This window comes from Shewanella rhizosphaerae, from assembly GCF_019457655.1.
In the GTDB taxonomy this organism is placed as follows: Bacteria; Pseudomonadota; Gammaproteobacteria; order Enterobacterales; family Shewanellaceae; genus Shewanella; species Shewanella loihica.
Map to the genome: position 1 here is coordinate 1,069,241 of NZ_CP080420.1, position 19,377 is coordinate 1,088,617.

The window sequence follows — 19,377 nt, forward strand, 5'->3', positions numbered from 1 at the left end:
TGCTATTTATTCGCCGCTTATATTAGCGTTAGCGATTATTTTGAGCATTTCGCTTTATTGAATTAGTTGAGGAAATGAACAGAATAATTGAGCGAGAAAAATACAGGCTTATAAACAAAAGTGCAACATTTTTAAATAAACTTGTTAACTTTAGTATTGGCTTAATTGTATTCGAAGGTGAGTTCGATATGTGCCAAATGCCCTTGTTGCTGCATCTGCAATCGAACTTATTAAATTATCATCGCTCTGATTGGTTGAATTTTGTACATGCCAAAGAGGGGTAGAAATTTATAAGTAATAAGGAAAGTCGAGAAAGTCTGAAAGGTGTGAAAACTAAACATTGGAGAGCATTCAATCCTTCACTACCTGAGTGGTAAACCTCTGCAGCGTGATGGTGTCACGCCAATAATCTTGGGGCCAGCCGCCTTTCTGTTTGAGGGCGGAAACGAAGTCTTTGGGATCTGGCAGGCTCTGCCATACCGAGGGCAGAAACAGGGCGCGGCGGTGGCCGTCATCCATGAGTAGGCCGTCGATGTTGGGACGCAGGCTGGAGCACAAGGCCGCTTCCCCCTGGTTTTCCATAGGAGTGAGCGGCGAGAGGATAGAGATATCTAAGGTGAGCGACTCGCGCTCTTCACTTCGCAGCCGGGCGAAGCGGCGATCCTTAAAGGCGGCGCCATAGGCGTTTTCGCAGGCGCATAGCCACAGGGGCTCGCAGGCATCTACCCGGCCGATACAGCCCCTGAGTTCACCGCCCTGGTGCAGAGTGACGAAACAGGCGGCCGGGGTGAGTAGGGCCTCACTCTCGGGAGCCTCTGGTAGCGTCAATCCTCCCTGTGTTAACCCGGCATCTATCACCTGCCACACCAGATCCAGCAGGCAGGCCTTGTCGCTGGTGGTCAGTTCAATAGAGGGCGAAGCTGGCATAGCCGACCACCTCCTCATCATCCCGCGGGCGGCGGGCCTGGGCGCGCGCGGTCACGTCACCCGAGTTGGTGTGAGTGACGCATTTTATCTGCCAATTCATTAGCCTGGCATAGGCCAGCAGGCCGTTGAGGGCATGACAGCCGCAGGCCTGTTCCGGCGCCAGGTGTGGGTCGAGCGCCAGTATGTGGCTGCGGGTGTCAGTGTCTATCCGGTTGGCATCCAGATAGGGGTGATAGTGGCTGAGATCGCTGCTGACCACGATCAGGGTATTGCTATCGGCGACCGCCTGGATCAGCTGGCACACCGACTCTGGGCTGGCGCCGCCCACCACCACGGGCAGCAGGATGAAGTCGTCCAGGCAGAATTGCAGTAGCGGCAGTTCCACCTCCAGGGCGTGTTCTCTCTGATGGGCCATGTCGGAGGCGATAGCGAGTCGGCGGTTGAGCAGCAGCTCTATGCCTACTCTGTCGATGGGGATCTCACCCATGGGGGTGATGAAGCTGTCGCTGCGGGGCAGGGCGCAGCCGTTGAGGCCCACATAGTGGCTGGGGCCTAACAGGACGACGCGCCGATAGCCGTCTGGGCGGTTGCGCAGCAGGTTTACCGCCTTGGCGGCCACCTCGCCGGAATAGAGATAACCGGCGTGGGGCAGAATGAGGGCCTTAGGGATAATGTGAACGCTGGGAGCCTGGCCGAAATAGTGGGTAAGTTGCTGTGTGAGTAGTCCTGGTTCGGCCGGATAGAATCGCCCGGCGACGGCGGCTTGTCGGTACTTCATCTCTCTCCCCTAGCAGGGCGTCAACTATACTTTCAGTGTAGGTCAACGACAGGCAAACTCCCATGTTAACTGCACCACCGGCATACTTTCCGACCCAATATTGGCATGCCCTGGATGACGGGCGGGTGTGCTGCGACGTCTGCCCGCGCAAGTGTACATTGCGCGAGGGTAAACGCGGTGCCTGCTTCGTGCGCATGCACCATCAAGGCGAGATAGTGCTGACCAGCTATGGTCGCTCCTCGGGTTTCTGTATCGACCCTATCGAGAAGAAGCCGCTGAACCATTTCTACCCCGGCTCAAGCGTGCTGAGTTTCGGCACCGCCGGATGCAACCTGAGCTGTCTCTTCTGTCAAAACTGGGACATGAGTAAGTCGCGGCAGATGGATACCCTGTGCGACAGTGCCATGCCAGACGAGCTGGCGGCCACCGCCCGTCGTCACGGCTGCAAGAGCATCGCCTTTACCTATAACGACCCTGTGGTGTTTATGGAGTACGCCATAGATGCCGCCCAGGCGGCCCATGAACTTGGGCTTAAGAGCGTGGCGGTGAGCGCGGGCTATATCTGTGAGGCACCGAGGATTGAGTTTTATCGCTATATGGACGCGGCCAATATCGATCTCAAGGCCTTTAGTGAGTCGTTTTATCACAAGATCTGCCACGGCCAGCTGCAACCTGTGCTTGAGACCCTGCTCTATCTCAAGCATGAGACCCAGGTATGGTTTGAGATAACTACATTGTTGATCCCCGGCGAGAACGATAGCGATGAGGAGCTCAATGCCATGTGTCAGTGGCTAGTGGAAAACCTGGGGCCAGATGTACCGCTGCATTTCAGCGCCTTTCATCCCGACTTTAAGCTGCTGGACAGGCCGCCGACACCGCTCAGTACGCTACAAAGGGCGCGGCGTATCGCCCTCAACCACGGCCTGCATTATGTCTATTGCGGCAATGTGCATGACCCAGATTCCGACGCCACCTACTGCGCCAGCTGTCACAAACGCCTGATCGAGCGTGACTGGTATCAGCTCGGGCAATATGCGCTGGATGAGCAGGGTGCCTGCCGATACTGCGGCGCGCCGCTGCCGGGACGCTTCGCCAAGGTGCGGGAAGACTTTGGCGCACGGCGGATCGCGGTGCGGATCCATCGCGACTGAGGTGAATGGTTGAGACGATGCTTGCGGCTTAGCTGGGGCTTAGAGCTCAGATGGGGCTAGGGGCTTTCGCGCCACACCGCGAATCGTCGGCCTGGCCAGGGGCATCGCCTTGCGCATGCTCTCTCGGGTGATCGACTCTATCTCGAAGCCCGCGCGGCGGATCTGCGCCTCCGTCTCGCGGTTGAGGTGGCAATTGCCGGCGATACGGCGCCAGATGAAGTTGAGTCTGTCTTGCCAGCGGCGCCTGCGAGTCCCAGGTTCGGCCGCGACATGCTCGAGAAACAGCAGGCGACCACCGGGTTTGAGTACCCGCCAGATCTCCGCCAGAGTCCCGGGCAGGTCCTGGACCGTGCAGCACACCAGGGAGACAAACACCCAGTCGAAGCTCGAATCCTCACTGTCGATGGACTCTGCCGGGCAGTCCAGCAGGGTGATATGGCTACCCGGGCGCTCGGCGACGGCTTTCTCCAAGAGGCGCATCATGTCGATGTCGGGCTCGGTCAGCACCAGCTCCAGATCTGCGCCTTTCGGATAGAGGGGTAGGCTGGCACCGGTACCGGCGCCAATTTCCAGCACCCGGCCGCTGACCTGGCTAAGTAAGTTACGGCGCCAGTCGATGAGACAGGCCTGCTCGGGCCCGCGCATGAAGCTGTCGTAACAATAGGCGATGATACGTGACATATCGGCCTCCCGTTCACACGCCGCGCCCACAGGCTCACGGCGGCATATGATGAATGGCTTATTTAAGTATGGGCGTTAGCGGCGAAAAGGGACACCCGCGCCGCTTAGCTTAGGGAGAGGTTTGTTGCCTAGTAGCGTCTAATTGTTAGCTCTCGCTGGAGGAGATCAGTATGTCGAACCTGGGGTTGCTTCTCAGGTTGCTGAAGTCATCCTCGTTGGCGGCCACCTCCTTGAAGGAGACGCTGTTCTCTATAGCCTGCTCCAAATCCGACAGGGCGCGCTCCTCCTGGCCCAGACAGGCGAAGGCGCAGGCGCGCTGGTAGAGGGCGTGGGCGTTGCTGCCGTCGACCTCGAGCACCCGGTTACACAGGCTTAGCGCCCAGTTAAACTCGCGCATCTCCATGGCGGCATCGGCCTTGTAGGTCATCGCCTCGAGGTCACCCGGGCGTATGGTGAGGATCTCGTTATAGACGGCGATCTTCTGCTCTGGGGTCTGGGCACTTTGGGCGTGTAGCCAGAGGGTGTGGATCTCGTTGATGATCTCGATCTCGCGGTTGTTCTTGGTGATGATGCGGCTCTTACGCTTAAGGTCTTGCTCCAGCACCTTAAACTTCTCTTCGTATTGCTCTGTGATGGATTGCAGCTGCTCGGCCGCCAGCTTGGCGGTGTTGGTCTTGATCTCTCTAAGCGACTGCCAGCCGATGAAGGCGATCAAGGATGCGACACCCGCGATGATGTAGAAGAAGTAGGTTACCGTCACGTTGGCATAGTTCAGCGACTTGTCAGCCACCGCCAGCTCACGGTCGGTGATCTCCACCGTCAGGCGGCGCTCGAGATCTTGCTGCTCCATCCTCAATGCCTTGAGCTCATCCAGTATGTAACGCTCCACCAGGGGACGGTCGAGGATAGGCGTCTGGGAGTGGGGCATGGCCTCTTGTTGGGTTAAGGGCGCTTGTTGCTTGGCCGCAGGCTCTTGTTGAGCCGCAGTCGCTTGAGCGGCGGCGAGATGGAAGGCGGGGGCGAGGAGTAACAGCAGGCAAACGGTCAACGAACGTAACATAACAGAGTCCTTTGGCAGTAATCATATCTAATCCGGCACTTAGGCCGCGCTACCACACTAACAAGATATCGATGGCTATGCGAATCTGTAGCCGAATTAGTTGCCGAACTTGGTGGAGAATTAGTTGGTGAATTAGTTGGTGAATTAGCTGGTGAATTAGCTGGTGAATTTGCTGGTGATTTAGTCGCTGAGCGACTGGATGAATTAGCCACCGAATTTGCCGATGACTGTCGATGTTGAACGCCGAGAGGATGGGAGAGGAGATTCGGTGTTGGGGAAATAGGATGAGCTAAAAAAACCGGCAAACGTCCCTGTTGCCGGTGGTTGGTTAAACGATTGCGTTAGTCACCACTCGCCATTAGCACTGGCGGCGTCTAAGGCCTGAGAGACCAAGTAGTAGCAGGGCGAAGTAACCCAGGCTGCCGCCACCACTCGATTCACTCGGTGGCTCGACAGGTACTATCGGCGCCGCTGTCACAGTGACGGTAAATTGCGTCTCTGTAACCAATTCTCCATCGCTGGCAGAGATGACTATTAGGTACTCGCCGCTGGCGGTAAAGCTCATCTCAAGCTGAGTGCCATCTAAGGTTATACCTTCGACACCCGTCGCCGATAGCGTGAGGGTATCGCCCTCGGCGTCGCTAAAGACCTGGCTGAGATCTAGGCTGACCACTGCGCTTCCCTGTTCGCTTAGCTGGGTCTGAAGGTCGGCAATCGGATTGGCCAGCACGGGCGCGGTGTTTTGCGGCACCTCAACCGGCTCTAGGCCTTTTACCTTGATCAGGGTGGTGCCTATGTTGCGCTTAAGCTCGCTTGTGGTGCCCATCTCGAGCAGGCCATAGTAGGTCTCGCCGGCTTCAAGCGGCTGCAGACTCAGGCTGTCATCCAGATAGCCGTTGACCGACAGGCTCACGTCGAAGCGCTCATCCTGCGCCACCTGGCTTGGGGCCGTGATGTCGAAACTTGCCTGGTTGCTGTAGTTCACATGGGTGATCTCCAGGGTCACCTCGTCGGCCTCATCTTCGACCCTGCCCTCATAGTTGTGGGCAAATATCCAATAGTTGCCGGTTGGCGGATTTTCCAGGACGCAGCGCTCCTTAGAGTCTATCTCGCCGCTCAGACAGAGCAGTGAATAGTACATCTCATAGGCATCTGGCATGCCGTCACCGTTTTCATCTATGCCGACATAGAGATCCATGTCGGGTGAGGTGGTGTCGGTTATCTCTACCACCAGGCGTTTGGTGTAGGGCTTGACCACGGTGGGCACGCTGAAGATCACCTCAGGATTCGAGTGCGGGCTGCCACGCTCGGCATCGTTAGAGGAACCAATCGCGCTGCCGGTGAAGGACTGCGCCTTATACAGGCCGAAGCCCTTGACCTGGAGTGCGTTACTGCCCGAGGTGAAGATATCTTCGATCACCAGCTGGTTATCGACATTGTTCATCTCGGCAGAGACCTCCTCGGCCACCTGGCCGGCCTTGAAGCCTATGGTGGCCTGCAGGTGGGTGTCGCTCATGCTGGTGTCGGCATTGTTAAGCTTGATGTAGCCGTGCACCCACTCATCCACTAGGTTGATGTTGGCGGTCGCCTTGATGGTGAGCACCTGAGATTCCCCCGCGTTGAGGGAGAAGCTCGATGGGATCACCTCCAGGGTGAAGCCTGGATTGAGATACTCATACTCGGCGCTCCAGCTGCTGGCCTGGGGCGCGGTGACGGTGCGGGTCCAGCTGCAGTTGGAGATACACTGGTTTTGCACCATGGAGCTGGTGTTGAGCGCACTGGGATCGCCGCCCATCTCAGGGTTGGCCGCCAGGTATCCAGCCTTGTCGATATCCAGCAGCAGGCCTGCCTTCAGCGCCTGGTTGATACGGAGGCTGCCCGCGCCCTGGTCGAAGAAGTCGGAGCGTTCTAAGGTGCCATCATAGTCATCGTCCTTGTAGGTGGTCTGATGGGCGGTGCTCATGAAGGCCGATTGTGCCTGAGCCGGTGTCCAGTCTGGATGCGCGGCCTTGAGCAGGGCATAGGCGCCGGTCACATGGGGCGTGGCCATAGAGGTGCCGGACAAGCTGGCGAATGGAATATGGCCAATCTGCCCCTCGAACAGCCTGTCTTCGGCGTTGGCGGCGTAGATATCGACCCCGGGCGCGGCGATATCCGGCGAGAAGATGTTGGGATAGGGCAGGTTAGGCCCGCGAGAGGTGAAGACCCCAGCGATATCCCCCAGGCTGGCGTTTCTCGTGGTTTCTGTGGCTCCAATTGTCGCCTGGTGACCTTCACCGCTGGCCAGCCACTGGGTCAGACGCTCGCCATCGGCGGCATTAAGCTGAATGGCAGGCAGAACATGGTTGTCATTGTGCAGCGAATCTACGCCATCAGACATGTTTATCAAGATCATGCCGCCGGCGCCGCCTTCTTTTACATTGATCCCCTTGCGCACCCGCGCGTTGGTTCCGCGTTCACAGACGACGATCTCACCATCGAAGCTGCCGGCCTCGAAAGGGTCGGTGCACTGGGCGTTGTCAGAATCGACGCTAGCCGCCAGAACCACCTTGCCGCTCACCCCTTTGGTCACGCCAAAACCCATCAAGTCGCCTGGCGGCGTCTCGCCGCCGCTCATGTTGGTGAGGGATTTCTGTTTAAACTCGAGATCGTGGGTATAGGCGGCGACCGTCGTCACCCAGGGGGCGTTGCCCGGCGAGCCTATGGTGCTGGCGCTTGGGCCCGCATTACCCGCGGCCACCGCCACATGAATACCCGCCTCGCGGGCGTTGAGGAAGGCTTCGGCGTCGATGGAGGACCAAGGGTCTTTGGCCGAGCCGCCCACAGAGTAGTTAAGCACCTGTACCCCGTTCTCTATGGCATGTTCAATCGCCTTGAGGGTAAATTCTGGATAACAGGAGCCGGCATCGTCACACACCTGGTAGGACACTAGGTTGGCATGGGGGGCCACGCCGCTGATGGCGTCAAATTCGAAGGCGCTCTTTTCGGCGATGACTGTGCCATCTTCCTCCTGCACCTGCAGGTAGAAGTTGACGTCGTGCAGTATATTGCCCGACGCGGTAGAGGCCACATGGGAGCCATGGCCGTTGAAGTCATAGCCCACCTTGACCTTGTTGGCGAGATCGTCATAGGCGGGATCGTCCAGGCTATCGGCCGTGTCCTGACGATATTGGATAAGCTCGGGATAGCTGATGATGCCTATGAGTTTGCCGTTACAAAACTGGCTATACTGCTGGCAATCCCCCAGGTACTGGCCGTCGCCTAGCGGGTTCTTGTGCTGGTAGCCATCGGCGCCCACCTCAGCAAAGGAGGGGTGATTGGCGTTGATCCCTGTGTCCATCACGCCGACGATTACCCCTTCCCCTTTTGTAGCCTCGACGATTTCATCGCCCTGCCAGACCTGCTTGGCGCCGATGAACTCGGGCCCGGTGGAGGTTTGAATAAAGTGCAGGCCTATGGGCTCTACGCTCAAAACCTCAGGGTCTTTGGCTATGATGTCGGCCTCACCCGGCTTAAGCTTTACCGCCATGGCGTTGACGACCAGCTGGTATTCCTGGGTCGGGGTCAGAATACGTTTGAGTTTGCCGTTTAGTCTCTGCTTGACCTTGGCTTGTTGCTGCTTCAGGTAGCCTCTGTATTGCAGGCTGGCCTTGGATTGGCTGTTCAGCAGACCAGATGCCTGCTTGTTTGACTGGTTGACTTGAATATTGGTGGCGGCAAAGCCCGCCAGCGAGCCATCATAGCTGGCGACCGGGGCCTCTTTGAAGCGGACGAAGTACATGCCGTCGCTGCGTTGTTTATCGGCGCGTTCGAGTTTGAGTTTTTCTTGGCCGGGAATAATGGTCTGCAGTGGCTTGGTATCATCGCTAAAGCTTGCGGCGCCAGGGTTGGCATAGCAAGCGCTGGCGATGGCAACCGAGAGTGCACTCAGTAACAAATTTCTACGACTTGATTTCATTTGAATACCTTAATAGTGGCGAGAAGCGGGATAGCCAACATTGGCTATCCCAATCATGTGAAGACTCAGGAGCTGCCTAGCGGCGGCGACGAACCATGGCCGTCAGTCCCAGCAGTAGCGATAGCCAGCCCAGGGCGCCACCATCGTCGCTTTCCTGTGCCTGGCTCGCCTCAATCTGCAGCGTGTGGCTAACCTCATGCGCACCGTCGGAGGCGATGATGGTCAGAGGATGACTGCCTTCGCTGTCGACCTGGCCGGTTATCTGGGTGCCAGAGATGCTCAGGGCGGCGAAGCTGCTGCCTTCGACCTGGTAGCTGAGGCCGTTGCCTTCCATGTCGGTGAACAGGCCGCTCACATCCAGATTGAAGCTGGCTGATGAGCCAGAGTTGAAGCTCAGTGGTGCGACTTTCAGTGACGCTGCAACTGCTTCATTCAGCTCGGGTGCCATGTCATTGATGTCCTGTACCATGACGGTCAGGGTCTCGGTTTCGCCTATGCTGTTCCCGCGCTGAGAGGTGACCTTGACTTCGAACTCGCGGTTGTTCTCGAAATCCAAGGCCTCAGGATTGGCCACATAGAGCTCGAAGGTCTCCTGATTGATGGCAAACGGTGTACCGACAAGGGTATTGGTAATATGTAGTTCGAAGGCCGTATATGAACTCGAGCCCGAGGTAAAGAAACCCTGGGTATCGAGGGCTATCTCGCCGACGACTGTGCCAACCTCAGCATTTTCCTCTACGCTAAACACCTGTCCGGCTTTGGCTTTTGCAATTGCCGAACCGTCATCGTCCACCAGGGCGTTGTAGCCTATCTGCATGAAGTCGTCGTTAAGGCTCACCACCATGAAACCCTTAGGCTCGGGCAGCCTGCCAAAACCACCTAGCTCAGAGGTACCCACAGAGGCGATATAGACTTCCTCACCAGGCTGAGCCGTATAGGTCTGCTCGAAGGCCAGATCGCCGACCACCTGGTCGTCCGCCTTACCGGCGAAACCTATCTTGAGCGAGCGATCGAATACGGTTTCAGAGCACACCTCTTCGCCACTGAACCAGTCAAGGTAGCAAGATTCTTCCGTGGTGTAGCTGCCGCCCTTGATGGGGTTGAACTGAGTGATAGGCTCATATTGCGCCTTGCCTGTGTGACGGTCGGTTTCGATATGGAAGCCAAAGTTTTGGTCGAAATCTTCGACGCTATCCAGCTCGTGGTGGAACATATCTTCCAGACAGACCTGCGACACGATATTTCTCCCGTTGTTGGCAAAGAAGGTCGGCAGTGTCGATTCCTTATAGCGGCCCGTTGGGTTTGTATAGTCGTAAGGCAGGTTGAGATCGATCACATAGGTAGTGGGTTGTCCCTTGTCGTTGAGGGCGACAAAGGGTTGGTTCACCTTCTGTGCGTCATCATAGATGTAGGCGCCTTCGAAGCTCTTGTCCCAGCCGTTCTCCTTGACCGTGGCTTCATAGAAGAGGTCATAGGTAAACAGGCGCGGTCCACGCTCGAAGAAGTTGGGCAGAGCCACATCCGCTGGTTGAAACAGGCTGACGGCAATATTGAGTTTCTTACCGGTCACGCTGCACTGGGCGTCATCATAGACAGCGCCACCGACCGCCTTTATCATGTGCCCCTTCAGCCCCTGTAGCTTCTCGGGCAGGGTCGGGTTTTGCTGCAGCAATGGGTAGGCCTGGTAGGTGGTTGGCGTGTTCGACTCGTTAACGAACGACGCCACATAGCCCTGATAGTTCAGTGAGCCAGATTCGGTATCTGGATAGAGTTCGCGGCCCCAATTCAGGTGCTCCCATTCTGTCTGTCCCAGATCTGGGTTGTAGCCCAGGTAGTTGGGGTACTCGATGGCGTTGGGTTTCTTGGTGATGCTGGTGTTGCTGCGTGCCTTCACCATCCAGCCCAGGTTGATCTCGGGCTGATCATCGGCGCTCAGACTGATGTAGCCGTTAAGCTCGGTGGCCTTGAGGTTGGCATCCACATGGTCGCCTGTACCCATCAGTGGCCACTGGGGCAGCTTGTCGCCCGCTATGGTTAGGGTGAGCGGAAGGATCACGCTCGAGTGCGCCGGAATGTTCACGCTCTCGGGCAGGCTCAGGATCAGCGCCTGGTAGCCGGCCTTGTCCCCGGTCATCTTGTAGGAGAGTTGATAGGTTTGCGCCGTATCTGAGAGGTTTCTCAGGGTGATGCGCTTATGCAGCGTCTTGCTTTGGGCGACCTCATGCATGCCGAACTGCACATAGGGCTGGTTGCTGCTGGTTTCCCAGGCAACGATAGGCGAGGCGATGGCGTTGGTGAGGTTTTCGACACCATGGCCCATGGCATAAAGCTCTGCTGGGGTCGCACCGTCACTCTCCAGGATTGAAGAGATGTCGGCGGTATTGGCCAGCAGGGCCTTGATCTCGGCGGGGCCGAAGTCTGGGTGCTGGCTCTTGATCACGGCTGCCGCCGCCGCGATGCGCGCCGCACCTGTGAAGGCGCCGCTACGACTCCCCAGCTTGGCGGCGGTCTCATCTGGGTTAGAGATCTTGGCGACTGGCTGCTCATCGGTAAAGGTAACTATCTCAGGCTTAAGGGCCTGGGAGCCGCGCACCGGGCCCATAGGTGCCCAGTCGGGAATGACCTTGCTCACGCCATCTTCGCCATGGTTGACGGCGCCGACGGTAATGGCCGAGGTGGCGCTACCTTCGCTGGAGATCCAGTTGCGATGTTTCGCCTCTGCATCGCCAAATAGCGAGTAGAGGCCAAGGTTTCCTGCGTGGGTCACCACTGTCATGCCTTGAGCCGAGACGCGTTCGATCAGCATCTGCAGCAGGCTAGGGGAGGCGTTGCCGTCGATGTCGAAGAAGGCGCCCGCGCCCGCCGCGTCGATCAAGACGATATCCAGATGATCGCTGGTGTCACCATCCTGGTTAGGATCCATGGCGTGTTCAAAGGCCGAGACAATGGAGTTAAGGCTGGGGCCAGAGGCCGATACCCTGCCGTTCTTCTCCATCACGTTATACACCTTGTAGGCGTGTAGCTTGGCGCCCGGCGCGAGCTGATGCACTATGCTGGCGATCTCTGTGCCCGTGCCTGTGGGGTAGACCCAGCCATTATAGGCTTCATATTCTAGGTTTTGATCGATTGGGTTGGCATCGTTGCCATAGTTTTCGCTGACAAAGTCCCAGCCCCCGGCCACCACCTCAGTGGGGAAACCTGCGTATTCGATGGCCCCATTTTCAAGGGCTTCAAGGTAGCTGCCAGCCGGTGGCGGCGTTTCGGGGTCATTGTCTTCACCATAGACGCCAGAGCCGCCGAAGATTGGCAGGGTATAGTCGATACCGGTAGAGATGATGGCGATGCTGACGCCTGTGCCTGCGGTCTCTTTACCTGTGTAGGGGCTCATCAGCTCGATATCTTGTTCGCTGAGACTGCTGGCGTCTTGGCTGGCGGTGCGTGTGCGAGCCTGGGCTGTCGAGGCCTGCTCGCTAAAGAGCTGCTCGCCGTGGAAGGTTTGGGCGATGGCATCCAGCGCACGGATCTTGGCCAGTGCATCTTGCTGCACCTCGACGGTGACCGTATTGGCCAGCAGATGGCTGCTGCCCACCAGGCGTGCCTGTGGGTCTATGGCCTGGATCTGCTTAAGCAGCTGCGCCTGTTGGCCGAGTACTTCCTTGGCGCTAAGTTGGCCAGCGGCTTTTTCTGTCTGCGCCAGTGAGAAAGTGTAGGTCGCTCTGGTCTGTGCCTGATCCACGCCAAAGGCTGAGATCGATTCAGTCTTGGCCTGTAGGGCGCTGGAGAGAATGGCGGTCGAGACGCACAATGCTAGGGTGCATTTGGTAAATTTCATGTCCTTTCCTTCTTGTTATTGTGTGCTGTCGAGTCAATGGATTTTGACTGTCACAATTTAATAACGTGAAGGTAATAAGCGCACAACGAAGGGCGTCTCGATTATTCGCCGTTTTTTGCTCTATGAGGGCATTTTTTATCTCTTTAAAATATCTAATTCAAATTAGATCAATTAGTTAAAGCTATTCTGTCACTAGCTTATAACCGAAGACATCGGCCTCGTTGGCCAGTTTTAGGGTGACCAGGAAGGAGTGGCCATCCGCCGGCGAGAGGCCGAAAAACTTGCGCACCGCATCTGGGGCAAAACTTTGCACTAACTCAGGCTTGTGCTCCTTGTCGGCAAGTGAGATACGCATGATGGCGTCGCGCTCGGCATCGCGACTCAAGAAATAGAGATAGCCCTGCTCATAATAGAAGGCGCCATAGTCATACTTGGCTAACTTGTCGGTGATCAGCGTCATCTGGTTCGTGGTGCGATCCAGATGCCAGATGCCGTTCTGATCGAACTTGGACAGGTAGAGATGGTCGGCGTCTTGTCCCTCGATGGCGTAGACACCTTGCTGCTGGGTGATCTTTACAAGTTCGCCAGATTTGACATTCAGCTTATAGATGCCGTTTTTTTCCTTGGCGAAGCCCTTGAAGTAGAGGGCTTCGCCATCCGCCGACCAGCTCAAGTTATCGGCCTCGATCCCCTGGATATCGATGGCGCGAAAGCTCTCAGATTCTATGTTGCCTATGTAGAGGGTGCGGCCCGTGTCGGAGATGATATTGACCGCAAAGTCGCTGCTCACGGGGGAGATGGCCGGCACGCCGACATTACCGAGAGAGTGAGTGATGTTCTTGCTGCTCACCTTGTTATTGCGCCAAATCGACCAGAGGGCGGAGCGGTTGGAGAGGAACAGGATATCGCCAGTGGCATTGGCATACTTGCCATACATGTCACGGGAGGAGGAGGAGATGCGCCTGAGCTGCTTGCCATCATTATAGGCCTGCTGGGTGATGTACTCCTTGGAGATATGTTCGGTCACATAGAGCATGGCTTGTGTGTCAGACAGGCTGATGCTGCTGGGTAAGCCAGATTGCGCCAGCGGTGCCAGTTGGCTGCCGTCCTGACGAATACGGGAGATGATGGCCGCCGCGCCGTCGAGATTGTTGACGTAAAACAGCTGCTCGCGGGCCGAGTAGTCGAAATCGACTATGCTGGGACTGTTTTGGATAAGCTCTCGTTCACTGCCGTCCCCCGTCTGTAGGATCAGGCTGAGCAAGTTGGAGGCCGCCCGCTCGCGAATAAAGGCCAGCTGGGTGTCCTGGTCCAGCCATTTGGGGGCGTAGTCTATCTCGTTCTTGTCGGGAAAACTCACCTGCTGATGCTCGGCCGTATCGAAGTTGTAGGCCATCAGGGCCACGCGGTCCTGCATCTTCTTGGCGTAGAGCAGGCGTTTGTCATCGACCCCAGACCAGGAGACGATGCGCTTATAGGGGATATAGAAACAGTCGGAGGCGATGAGCTGGTCTGTGTTATCCAAAAGGTTTCGTACCCTGACCTGACAGCCTCCGGCCGGGTCGAGACGCACATAGGCCAGCTTCTCATCGGAGCGTGACCAGGCGGGGGAGGCCTCTTCGTTGTTCTCGAAGGAGATCAGGGTCAGCGGCGCATCGACCTGACTCAGCTCCTTGATATAGATCTTGCCGCTCAGGGAGTTGTCGCGCCACTGCATGGCCAGTCGCTGGCCGTCATGGGACACGGCGATATGCTCCTCGACCCCGCCATAGTTGGTCACCTTTAGCTTGGTGGGAGTAGTGACAGGCCGTAGCTGGCTGATCTGCACGGGTTGCTCGTCGGAAATGTCGCTCCAGGTTAGCCAAAGGAGCAGAGCAGCAACGATCGAGATCGCGACAAGGGCGGCATAACGGGTGTAGGAGCGAGTCGGGCCTGAGGTCGTTTGGCTGTCGATAGGCTGCACCGTCAGGGTGAGTTGATAGCCGAGTTTAGGCAGGGTATTAAACACCTCCTCCTCGACCCCCAGATCCTTAAAGGTTTTTCTCAGTACCCAGATGCCGTTGGTGAAGCCCTTCTTGCCGACCCCTTCGTTGCCTAGCCAGATGGTGTCGATCGCCTGTTGGCGTGAGACGACATTGTCTGGACTGTCGATGAAGAGCATCAAGAGTTCGAAGACTTTGGAGGAGAGTTTTATGCTGCTGTCTGCGTGTTTTAATGACATTAACTTGCAGTCTAATTCGCATCCGCCTATCTGGTAGTTGAGCTTGGTCATTAAATGAGGGTCCGTACATTATTGTTATTCTTATGTGAACATCATAGGGGGAGAGTCGAGTTTGGCTCAAGAGTCCTTGAATAGTTATTATTACAGCATCTTCTAACATACTGTTTCTCAAATAGTTTAAAAGGTTACAATTTGCTACAAAGCGCTAAAGCGGCCGCCAGTCGCCATCTCAGAGCCAGGCTGACCTACACTGAGTAGATAGGTTTGCTGGGCATTTGGGCCCCAACGGAGTGACAGAGATGGATAGACGATATCTTTTAACGGCCTTTAGCTACGCCCTGCTCGGGCTAGCCTTGGGCCTCTACATGGCGGCCTCCCATGACCATGGGCAGCTGGTGACCCATGCCCACATCATGATGATAGGCTTTCTGATCTCCTTCAGTTATGCCCTCTGTTATCGCCTCTGGCTAGAGGCTTCTACGGGGGCGCACTCGGGTAAGCTGGTCACGGCGCAGTTCTGGTTGCATCAGCTGGGCACCATAGGGGTCGCCATTGGCCTGTTCCTGCTCTACGGCGAGTTTGTGGCGCTGGAAGTGGTTGACCCTTTCCTGGCGATCGCCTCCTTTAGCGTGTTCGGCGGCGTTTTGCTGATGATGGTGCAGCTGCTCAAGGCCAAGCATTCGGGTTAATCAGCGGGCTATGCAGGCAGGTTAAGTCGGCGGACTAGGCAGGCAGGCTAAGCAGGGGGCTAGGTTTCTAAATAAACCGATTTAGGAAGAGTCAATCCCATAAAAAAAGGTGAAGCAATTGCTTCACCTTTTTTGTGTTAAACACGCCATGAGGCAGTGTTTAAGGGGAGTGGATTACTCGCCCTGTTCAACGCCTGCACGGTTGATCAGGAACTGAGTCAGTAGCGGCACGGGACGACCGGTTGAGCCCTTGTTGGCGCCACTGTTCCATGCGGTACCGGCTACATCAAGATGTGCCCAGTTGTACTTCTTGGCGAAGCGCGACAGGAAGCAGGCAGCTGTGATGGCACCGGCAGGACGACCACCCAGGTTGGTCATGTCGGCAAATGGACTTTCCAGATGCTCCTGGTACTCGTCCCACAGCGGCATGCGCCATGCGCGGTCGCCACTCTGCTCTCCGGCGTTCAGTAGCTCGTGGGCCAGCGGGTTGTGTGAAGAGAATAGACCCGAGGCGTGTTTACCCAAGGCGATCACACAGGCACCGGTAAGGGTTGCCGTGTCAACGACCAGCTCAGGGTCGAAACGCTCTACATAGGTGAGTACGTCACACAGTACCAGACGGCCTTCGGCGTCGGTGTTGAGTACCTCGACTGTCTGGCCCGACATAGTGGTCAGGATATCCCCTGGACGGTAGGCGTTGCTCGACGGCATGTTTTCACAGCCCGCCAGGATGCCCACTACGTTGATTGGCAGCTTCAGCTCACACAGGGCCAGCATGGTACCGATAACGCCTGCGGCGCCGCCCATGTCATATTTCATCTCATCCATGGCTTCGCCAGGCTTGAGTGAGATACCGCCTGAGTCGAAGGTAAGACCCTTACCCACGAGCACGATTGGCTTCTCTGTGCTGTCTACCGCGCCCTTGTATTCCATGACGGTCATGACTGACTCGTTATGGCTGCCGCGGCCGACGGCCAGGTAAGAGTTCATGCCCAGCTTAGCCATCTGCTCTTCGCCTACCGTGGTGACGGTGAGGTTTTCATGGTTCTCGGCAATCTGACGCGCCTGAGAGGCAAGGTAAGCAGGGTTACAGATGTTTGGTGGCATGTTGGCCACGTCACGACATAGCTGGGTACCGGTCGATACGGCCATGCCGTGCTCGATGGCGCGCTCACCCACAGTGAGTTCGCGGCGGGTCGGTACATTGAAGACCAGCTTGCGCAGTGGACGACGGGTCTCGCCCTTACGGGTCTTGAGTGCGTCGAAGCTGTACAGACTATTTTGAGTCGATTCAACGGCTTCGCGTACTTTCCAATAGGTGTCACGGCCCTTAACGTGCAGTTCGGTCAGGAAGCAAACGGCCTCCATTGAACCTGTATCGTTTAGGGTGTTGATGGTTTTAGTGATGATCTGCTTGTACTGGCGTTCGTCTAGTTCTCGTTCTTTGCCACAACCTACAAGAAGGACGCGTTCACTCAACACGTTGGGCACATGATGCAAAAGTAGCATCTGACCCGGCTTACCCTCTAAGTCGCCGCGGCGAAGTAAGTTGCTAATGTAGCCTTCACTGATTTTATCCAGTTGCTCAGCAATACCAGAGAGGCGTCTAGGTTCATAGACACCAACGACAATACAGGCCGAACGTTGTTTTTCCGGGCTGCCGCTCTTAACGCTAAACTCCATGAGCTCTCCTAGATTCTTAAAGACAAATATTATTATTTATTAGATAATGTCTGCTTGTGTCCAAAACGGACCTAAAATTGGTACACCAATGTTAATTTTTCAGGTGTTTTTCTGCCATTTTTAGTTAAAGGCTGGTCACAAAACTACCAAAAGTAGACAGTCTACATGAAAAGTGGGCTGATACCAGCATAAATATAAGTTTAGGGACTGGATCCTGCCTGTGATTGTATTTAGATACTTGATTCGTGAAGTTTTAAAAGCGCAGATGGCAGTGCTTTTAGTACTGTTAGCTATTTTTATTAGCCAACATTTTGTTCGTGTACTCGCTGATGCATCCGATGGCGAGTTTCCCGCCTCTCTGGTGATGACCCTCCTAGGCCTTAATCTTCCCTATCTTGCCGTGCTTGTGGTGCCTCTGAGTCTGTTTTTGGGGATCCTGGTGGCCCATGGCCGTATGTACGCCGAAAGCGAGATGGTGGTCTTCCACAGCGTCGGCGTGAGTGAATGGTATGTCACTCGGGTGACCCTGCTACTCGCCGTCGCCAACATGCTGTTTACCGGCTTTTTAGCCATCTATGTCACCCCCTGGGCCGAAGAGACCCAAAACCGTGTGCTGGAAAATGCCCAGTCTGAGGCAGGCCTGGCGGCATTGACCCAGGGGCGTTTCCAGACCAGTCCTAACGGCCGCGCGGTACTCTTCGTCGAGCGGATCGGCCGTGACAATCAACTGGATAAGGTGTTCGTGGCCCAGCTGCCAGACCCGGAAGATGGCGCCAGCCAGTCCAATATCGTGGTGGCCCAAGGGGGCAGCGTGATAGAGGATGAAAGCGGCGAGCAGCGCCTCAAGCTCAACGATGGTATCCAGTACCAGAGCAAGCAGAACCAGCTCGATTATCAGGTGGTGCAGTTTGCCGGCTACGAGATGCAGATCAAGGAGCAGGAGGTGGATCAGCGTCGCCGCAAACTGTCGGCCTTGCCAATCGACCAGCTGCTGGATACCGAGGGACCCGAGGCCGTGGCCGAGTTCCACTGGCGTCTGGCCATCCCGCTGGCGATCCCTTTCATGACGCTGATCGCCGTGCCCATGGCGCGGGTGAATGTGCGCCAGGGTAAGTTTGCCAAGATGTTCCCGGCGATCTTGCTCTATCTGGGGTATTTCGGCTTGATGATCGCCGGACGTAAGGCGCTCGAAGATGAGGTGATCCCTGCCTATCTCGGTATGTGGTGGATTCATGCCTCCGCGCTGTTTTTAGGGATGTTGCTGCTGAGCAAGGAGCGCCCCGCTGGGGCTAAGCTTTCTGGCTTGCTAAAGCGTAAGAAGGTGGCGGTATGAGAATTCTAGATTTATATATCGCCCGTGTTCTGCTGAGCACTTCGGCCCTGTGTCTGCTGGTGTTAACTGGCCTGTCAGGCATCATCAAGTGGGTGGATCAGATTCGTTTGGTGGGACGCGGTACCTACACCATGGTGGATGCCGGCATCTATGTGCTGTTTCTGATCCCGCGGGATATCGAGATGTTTTTCCCCATGGCGGTGCTCCTCGGGGCGCTGATCGGCATGGGCATGCTGGCGTCGAACTCAGAGCTGGTGGTGATGCAGTCGGCGGGCTTATCTCGCTTTCAGATCACCCTGTCGGCGATGAAGACGGCGGTGCCGCTGATGCTCTTGGTGATGGCCCTGGGGGAATGGGGCGCGCCGGTGGCCGAACGTCACGGCAAGGAGCTGCAGGCGGTCAAACTCTCCGGCGGTAGCCTGTTTAAGTCGAGCCGGGGGATCTGGGCCAAAGATGGCGACCTGTTCGTCAACATTGGCGAGATAGAGGATATCAACAGCCTGCACAATATCGTGCTCTATGAGTTCGACGATAAGCTGAATCTGGTGGGCACCATAGAGGCGCGCCGTGGCGTTTACTCTAAGGACCATTGGCGCCTGTTAGATGTGCGCCAGACCAAGATCACCCCAGAGCAGGTGAGCCTTACGGATCTTACTCTGTATCGCTGGGAGTCGACCCTGACCCCGGATAAGCTGAGTGTAGTGTCGGTAAAACCCGAGGCCCTGTCGATTCAGGGGCTGGTGGATTACCTCGAGTACCTGAGGGTCAATAACCAGGATTCGGGCCGTTATGAGCTGGCGCTGTGGCGTAAGATCATGCAGCCGATCACTGTGGCCGTGATGATGCTGGTGGCCCTGTCATTCGTGTTTGGTCCGCTGCGTACCGTGACCATGGGGGCGCGGGTGCTGCTGGGTGTCGTCGCTGGTTTCAGCTTCTACATCTGTAACGAGATCTTCGGCCCCATGACCCTGGTTTATGGTCTGCCGGCCGTGCTGGGCGCCGTGATGCCGCCGCTCATCTTCAGTAGCGCGGCCATCTACTATATTCGCCGCTAGGCTATTTCT

General features: G+C 56.4%; 12 protein-coding genes. 4 read left to right on the plus strand and 8 right to left on the minus strand.

Annotated features, from left to right (window positions below; genetic code table 11):
• Nucleotides 1-351: 351 nt before the first annotated feature.
• Both amrA and amrB read right to left on the minus strand, forming a co-directional pair.
• Nucleotides 352-927 carry an AmmeMemoRadiSam system protein A gene (gene amrA, locus K0I63_RS04790; RefSeq protein ID WP_220082723.1) on the minus strand — a complete coding sequence of 192 codons (576 nt, stop codon included), beginning with the start codon at nt 925-927 and terminating at the stop codon, nt 352-354.
• A complete protein-coding gene (gene amrB / locus K0I63_RS04795) occupies nt 905-1,705 on the minus strand; it encodes an AmmeMemoRadiSam system protein B (RefSeq protein WP_220082724.1) in 801 nt (266 codons plus the stop codon). Before amrB ends, amrA begins: the two co-directional genes overlap by 23 nt.
• 62 nt (nt 1,706-1,767) lie before the next feature.
• Between amrB and amrS the strand changes: the two genes are divergently transcribed.
• Nucleotides 1,768-2,856 (plus strand): AmmeMemoRadiSam system radical SAM enzyme, encoded by a 1,089-nt coding sequence (gene amrS / locus K0I63_RS04800; protein WP_220082725.1) that lies wholly within the window; start codon nt 1,768-1,770, stop codon nt 2,854-2,856.
• Nucleotides 2,857-2,895: 39 nt separating this feature from the next.
• Here the strand turns inward: amrS and K0I63_RS04805 are convergent, their stop codons facing one another.
• The 5 genes from K0I63_RS04805 to K0I63_RS04825 form a co-directional block, all read right to left on the minus strand.
• Nucleotides 2,896-3,537 carry a class I SAM-dependent methyltransferase gene (locus K0I63_RS04805; protein ID WP_258406942.1) on the minus strand — a complete coding sequence of 214 codons (642 nt, stop codon included), beginning with the start codon at nt 3,535-3,537 and terminating at the stop codon, nt 2,896-2,898.
• Nucleotides 3,538-3,682: 145 nt separating this feature from the next.
• The gene (locus K0I63_RS04810; protein WP_220082727.1) at nt 3,683-4,597 is read right to left on the minus strand and encodes a tetratricopeptide repeat protein; all 915 of its coding nucleotides are present in this window, start codon (nt 4,595-4,597) and stop codon (nt 3,683-3,685) included.
• Between the two features lie 358 nt (nt 4,598-4,955).
• Entirely contained in the window at nt 4,956-8,555 is a 3,600-nt protein-coding gene (locus tag K0I63_RS20040; RefSeq protein WP_220082728.1) for a S8 family serine peptidase, read from the minus strand.
• A 76-nt stretch (nt 8,556-8,631) separates the two neighbouring features.
• A complete protein-coding gene (locus K0I63_RS04820) occupies nt 8,632-12,387 on the minus strand; it encodes a S8 family serine peptidase (protein ID WP_220082729.1) in 3,756 nt (1,251 codons plus the stop codon).
• 181 nt (nt 12,388-12,568) lie between these two features.
• Nucleotides 12,569-14,608 (minus strand): winged helix-turn-helix domain-containing protein, encoded by a 2,040-nt coding sequence (locus tag K0I63_RS04825; protein WP_220082730.1) that lies wholly within the window; start codon nt 14,606-14,608, stop codon nt 12,569-12,571.
• 299 nt (nt 14,609-14,907) lie between these two features.
• On the opposite strand from K0I63_RS04825, the gene K0I63_RS04830 reads away from it, so the two are divergent.
• The gene (locus tag K0I63_RS04830) at nt 14,908-15,297 is read left to right on the plus strand and encodes a TonB-dependent receptor (RefSeq protein ID WP_220082731.1); all 390 of its coding nucleotides are present in this window, start codon (nt 14,908-14,910) and stop codon (nt 15,295-15,297) included.
• Between the two features lie 174 nt (nt 15,298-15,471).
• Here the strand turns inward: K0I63_RS04830 and pepA are convergent, their stop codons facing one another.
• On the minus strand, nt 15,472-16,980 hold the full coding sequence (gene pepA, locus K0I63_RS04835) for a leucyl aminopeptidase (RefSeq protein ID WP_011864744.1): 1,509 nt from the start codon (nt 16,978-16,980) through the stop codon (nt 15,472-15,474).
• Between the two features lie 220 nt (nt 16,981-17,200).
• On the opposite strand from pepA, the gene lptF reads away from it, so the two are divergent.
• Together lptF and lptG are read left to right on the plus strand one after the other, a co-directional pair.
• The gene (gene lptF / locus K0I63_RS04840; RefSeq protein ID WP_220082732.1) at nt 17,201-18,313 is read left to right on the plus strand and encodes an LPS export ABC transporter permease LptF; all 1,113 of its coding nucleotides are present in this window, start codon (nt 17,201-17,203) and stop codon (nt 18,311-18,313) included.
• Nucleotides 18,310-19,368, plus strand: coding sequence for an LPS export ABC transporter permease LptG (gene lptG / locus K0I63_RS04845; RefSeq protein ID WP_011864746.1), 1,059 nt, complete (start codon nt 18,310-18,312; stop codon nt 19,366-19,368). The genes lptF and lptG overlap by 4 nt, the downstream gene beginning before the upstream one ends.
• Nucleotides 19,369-19,377 lie beyond the last annotated feature (9 nt).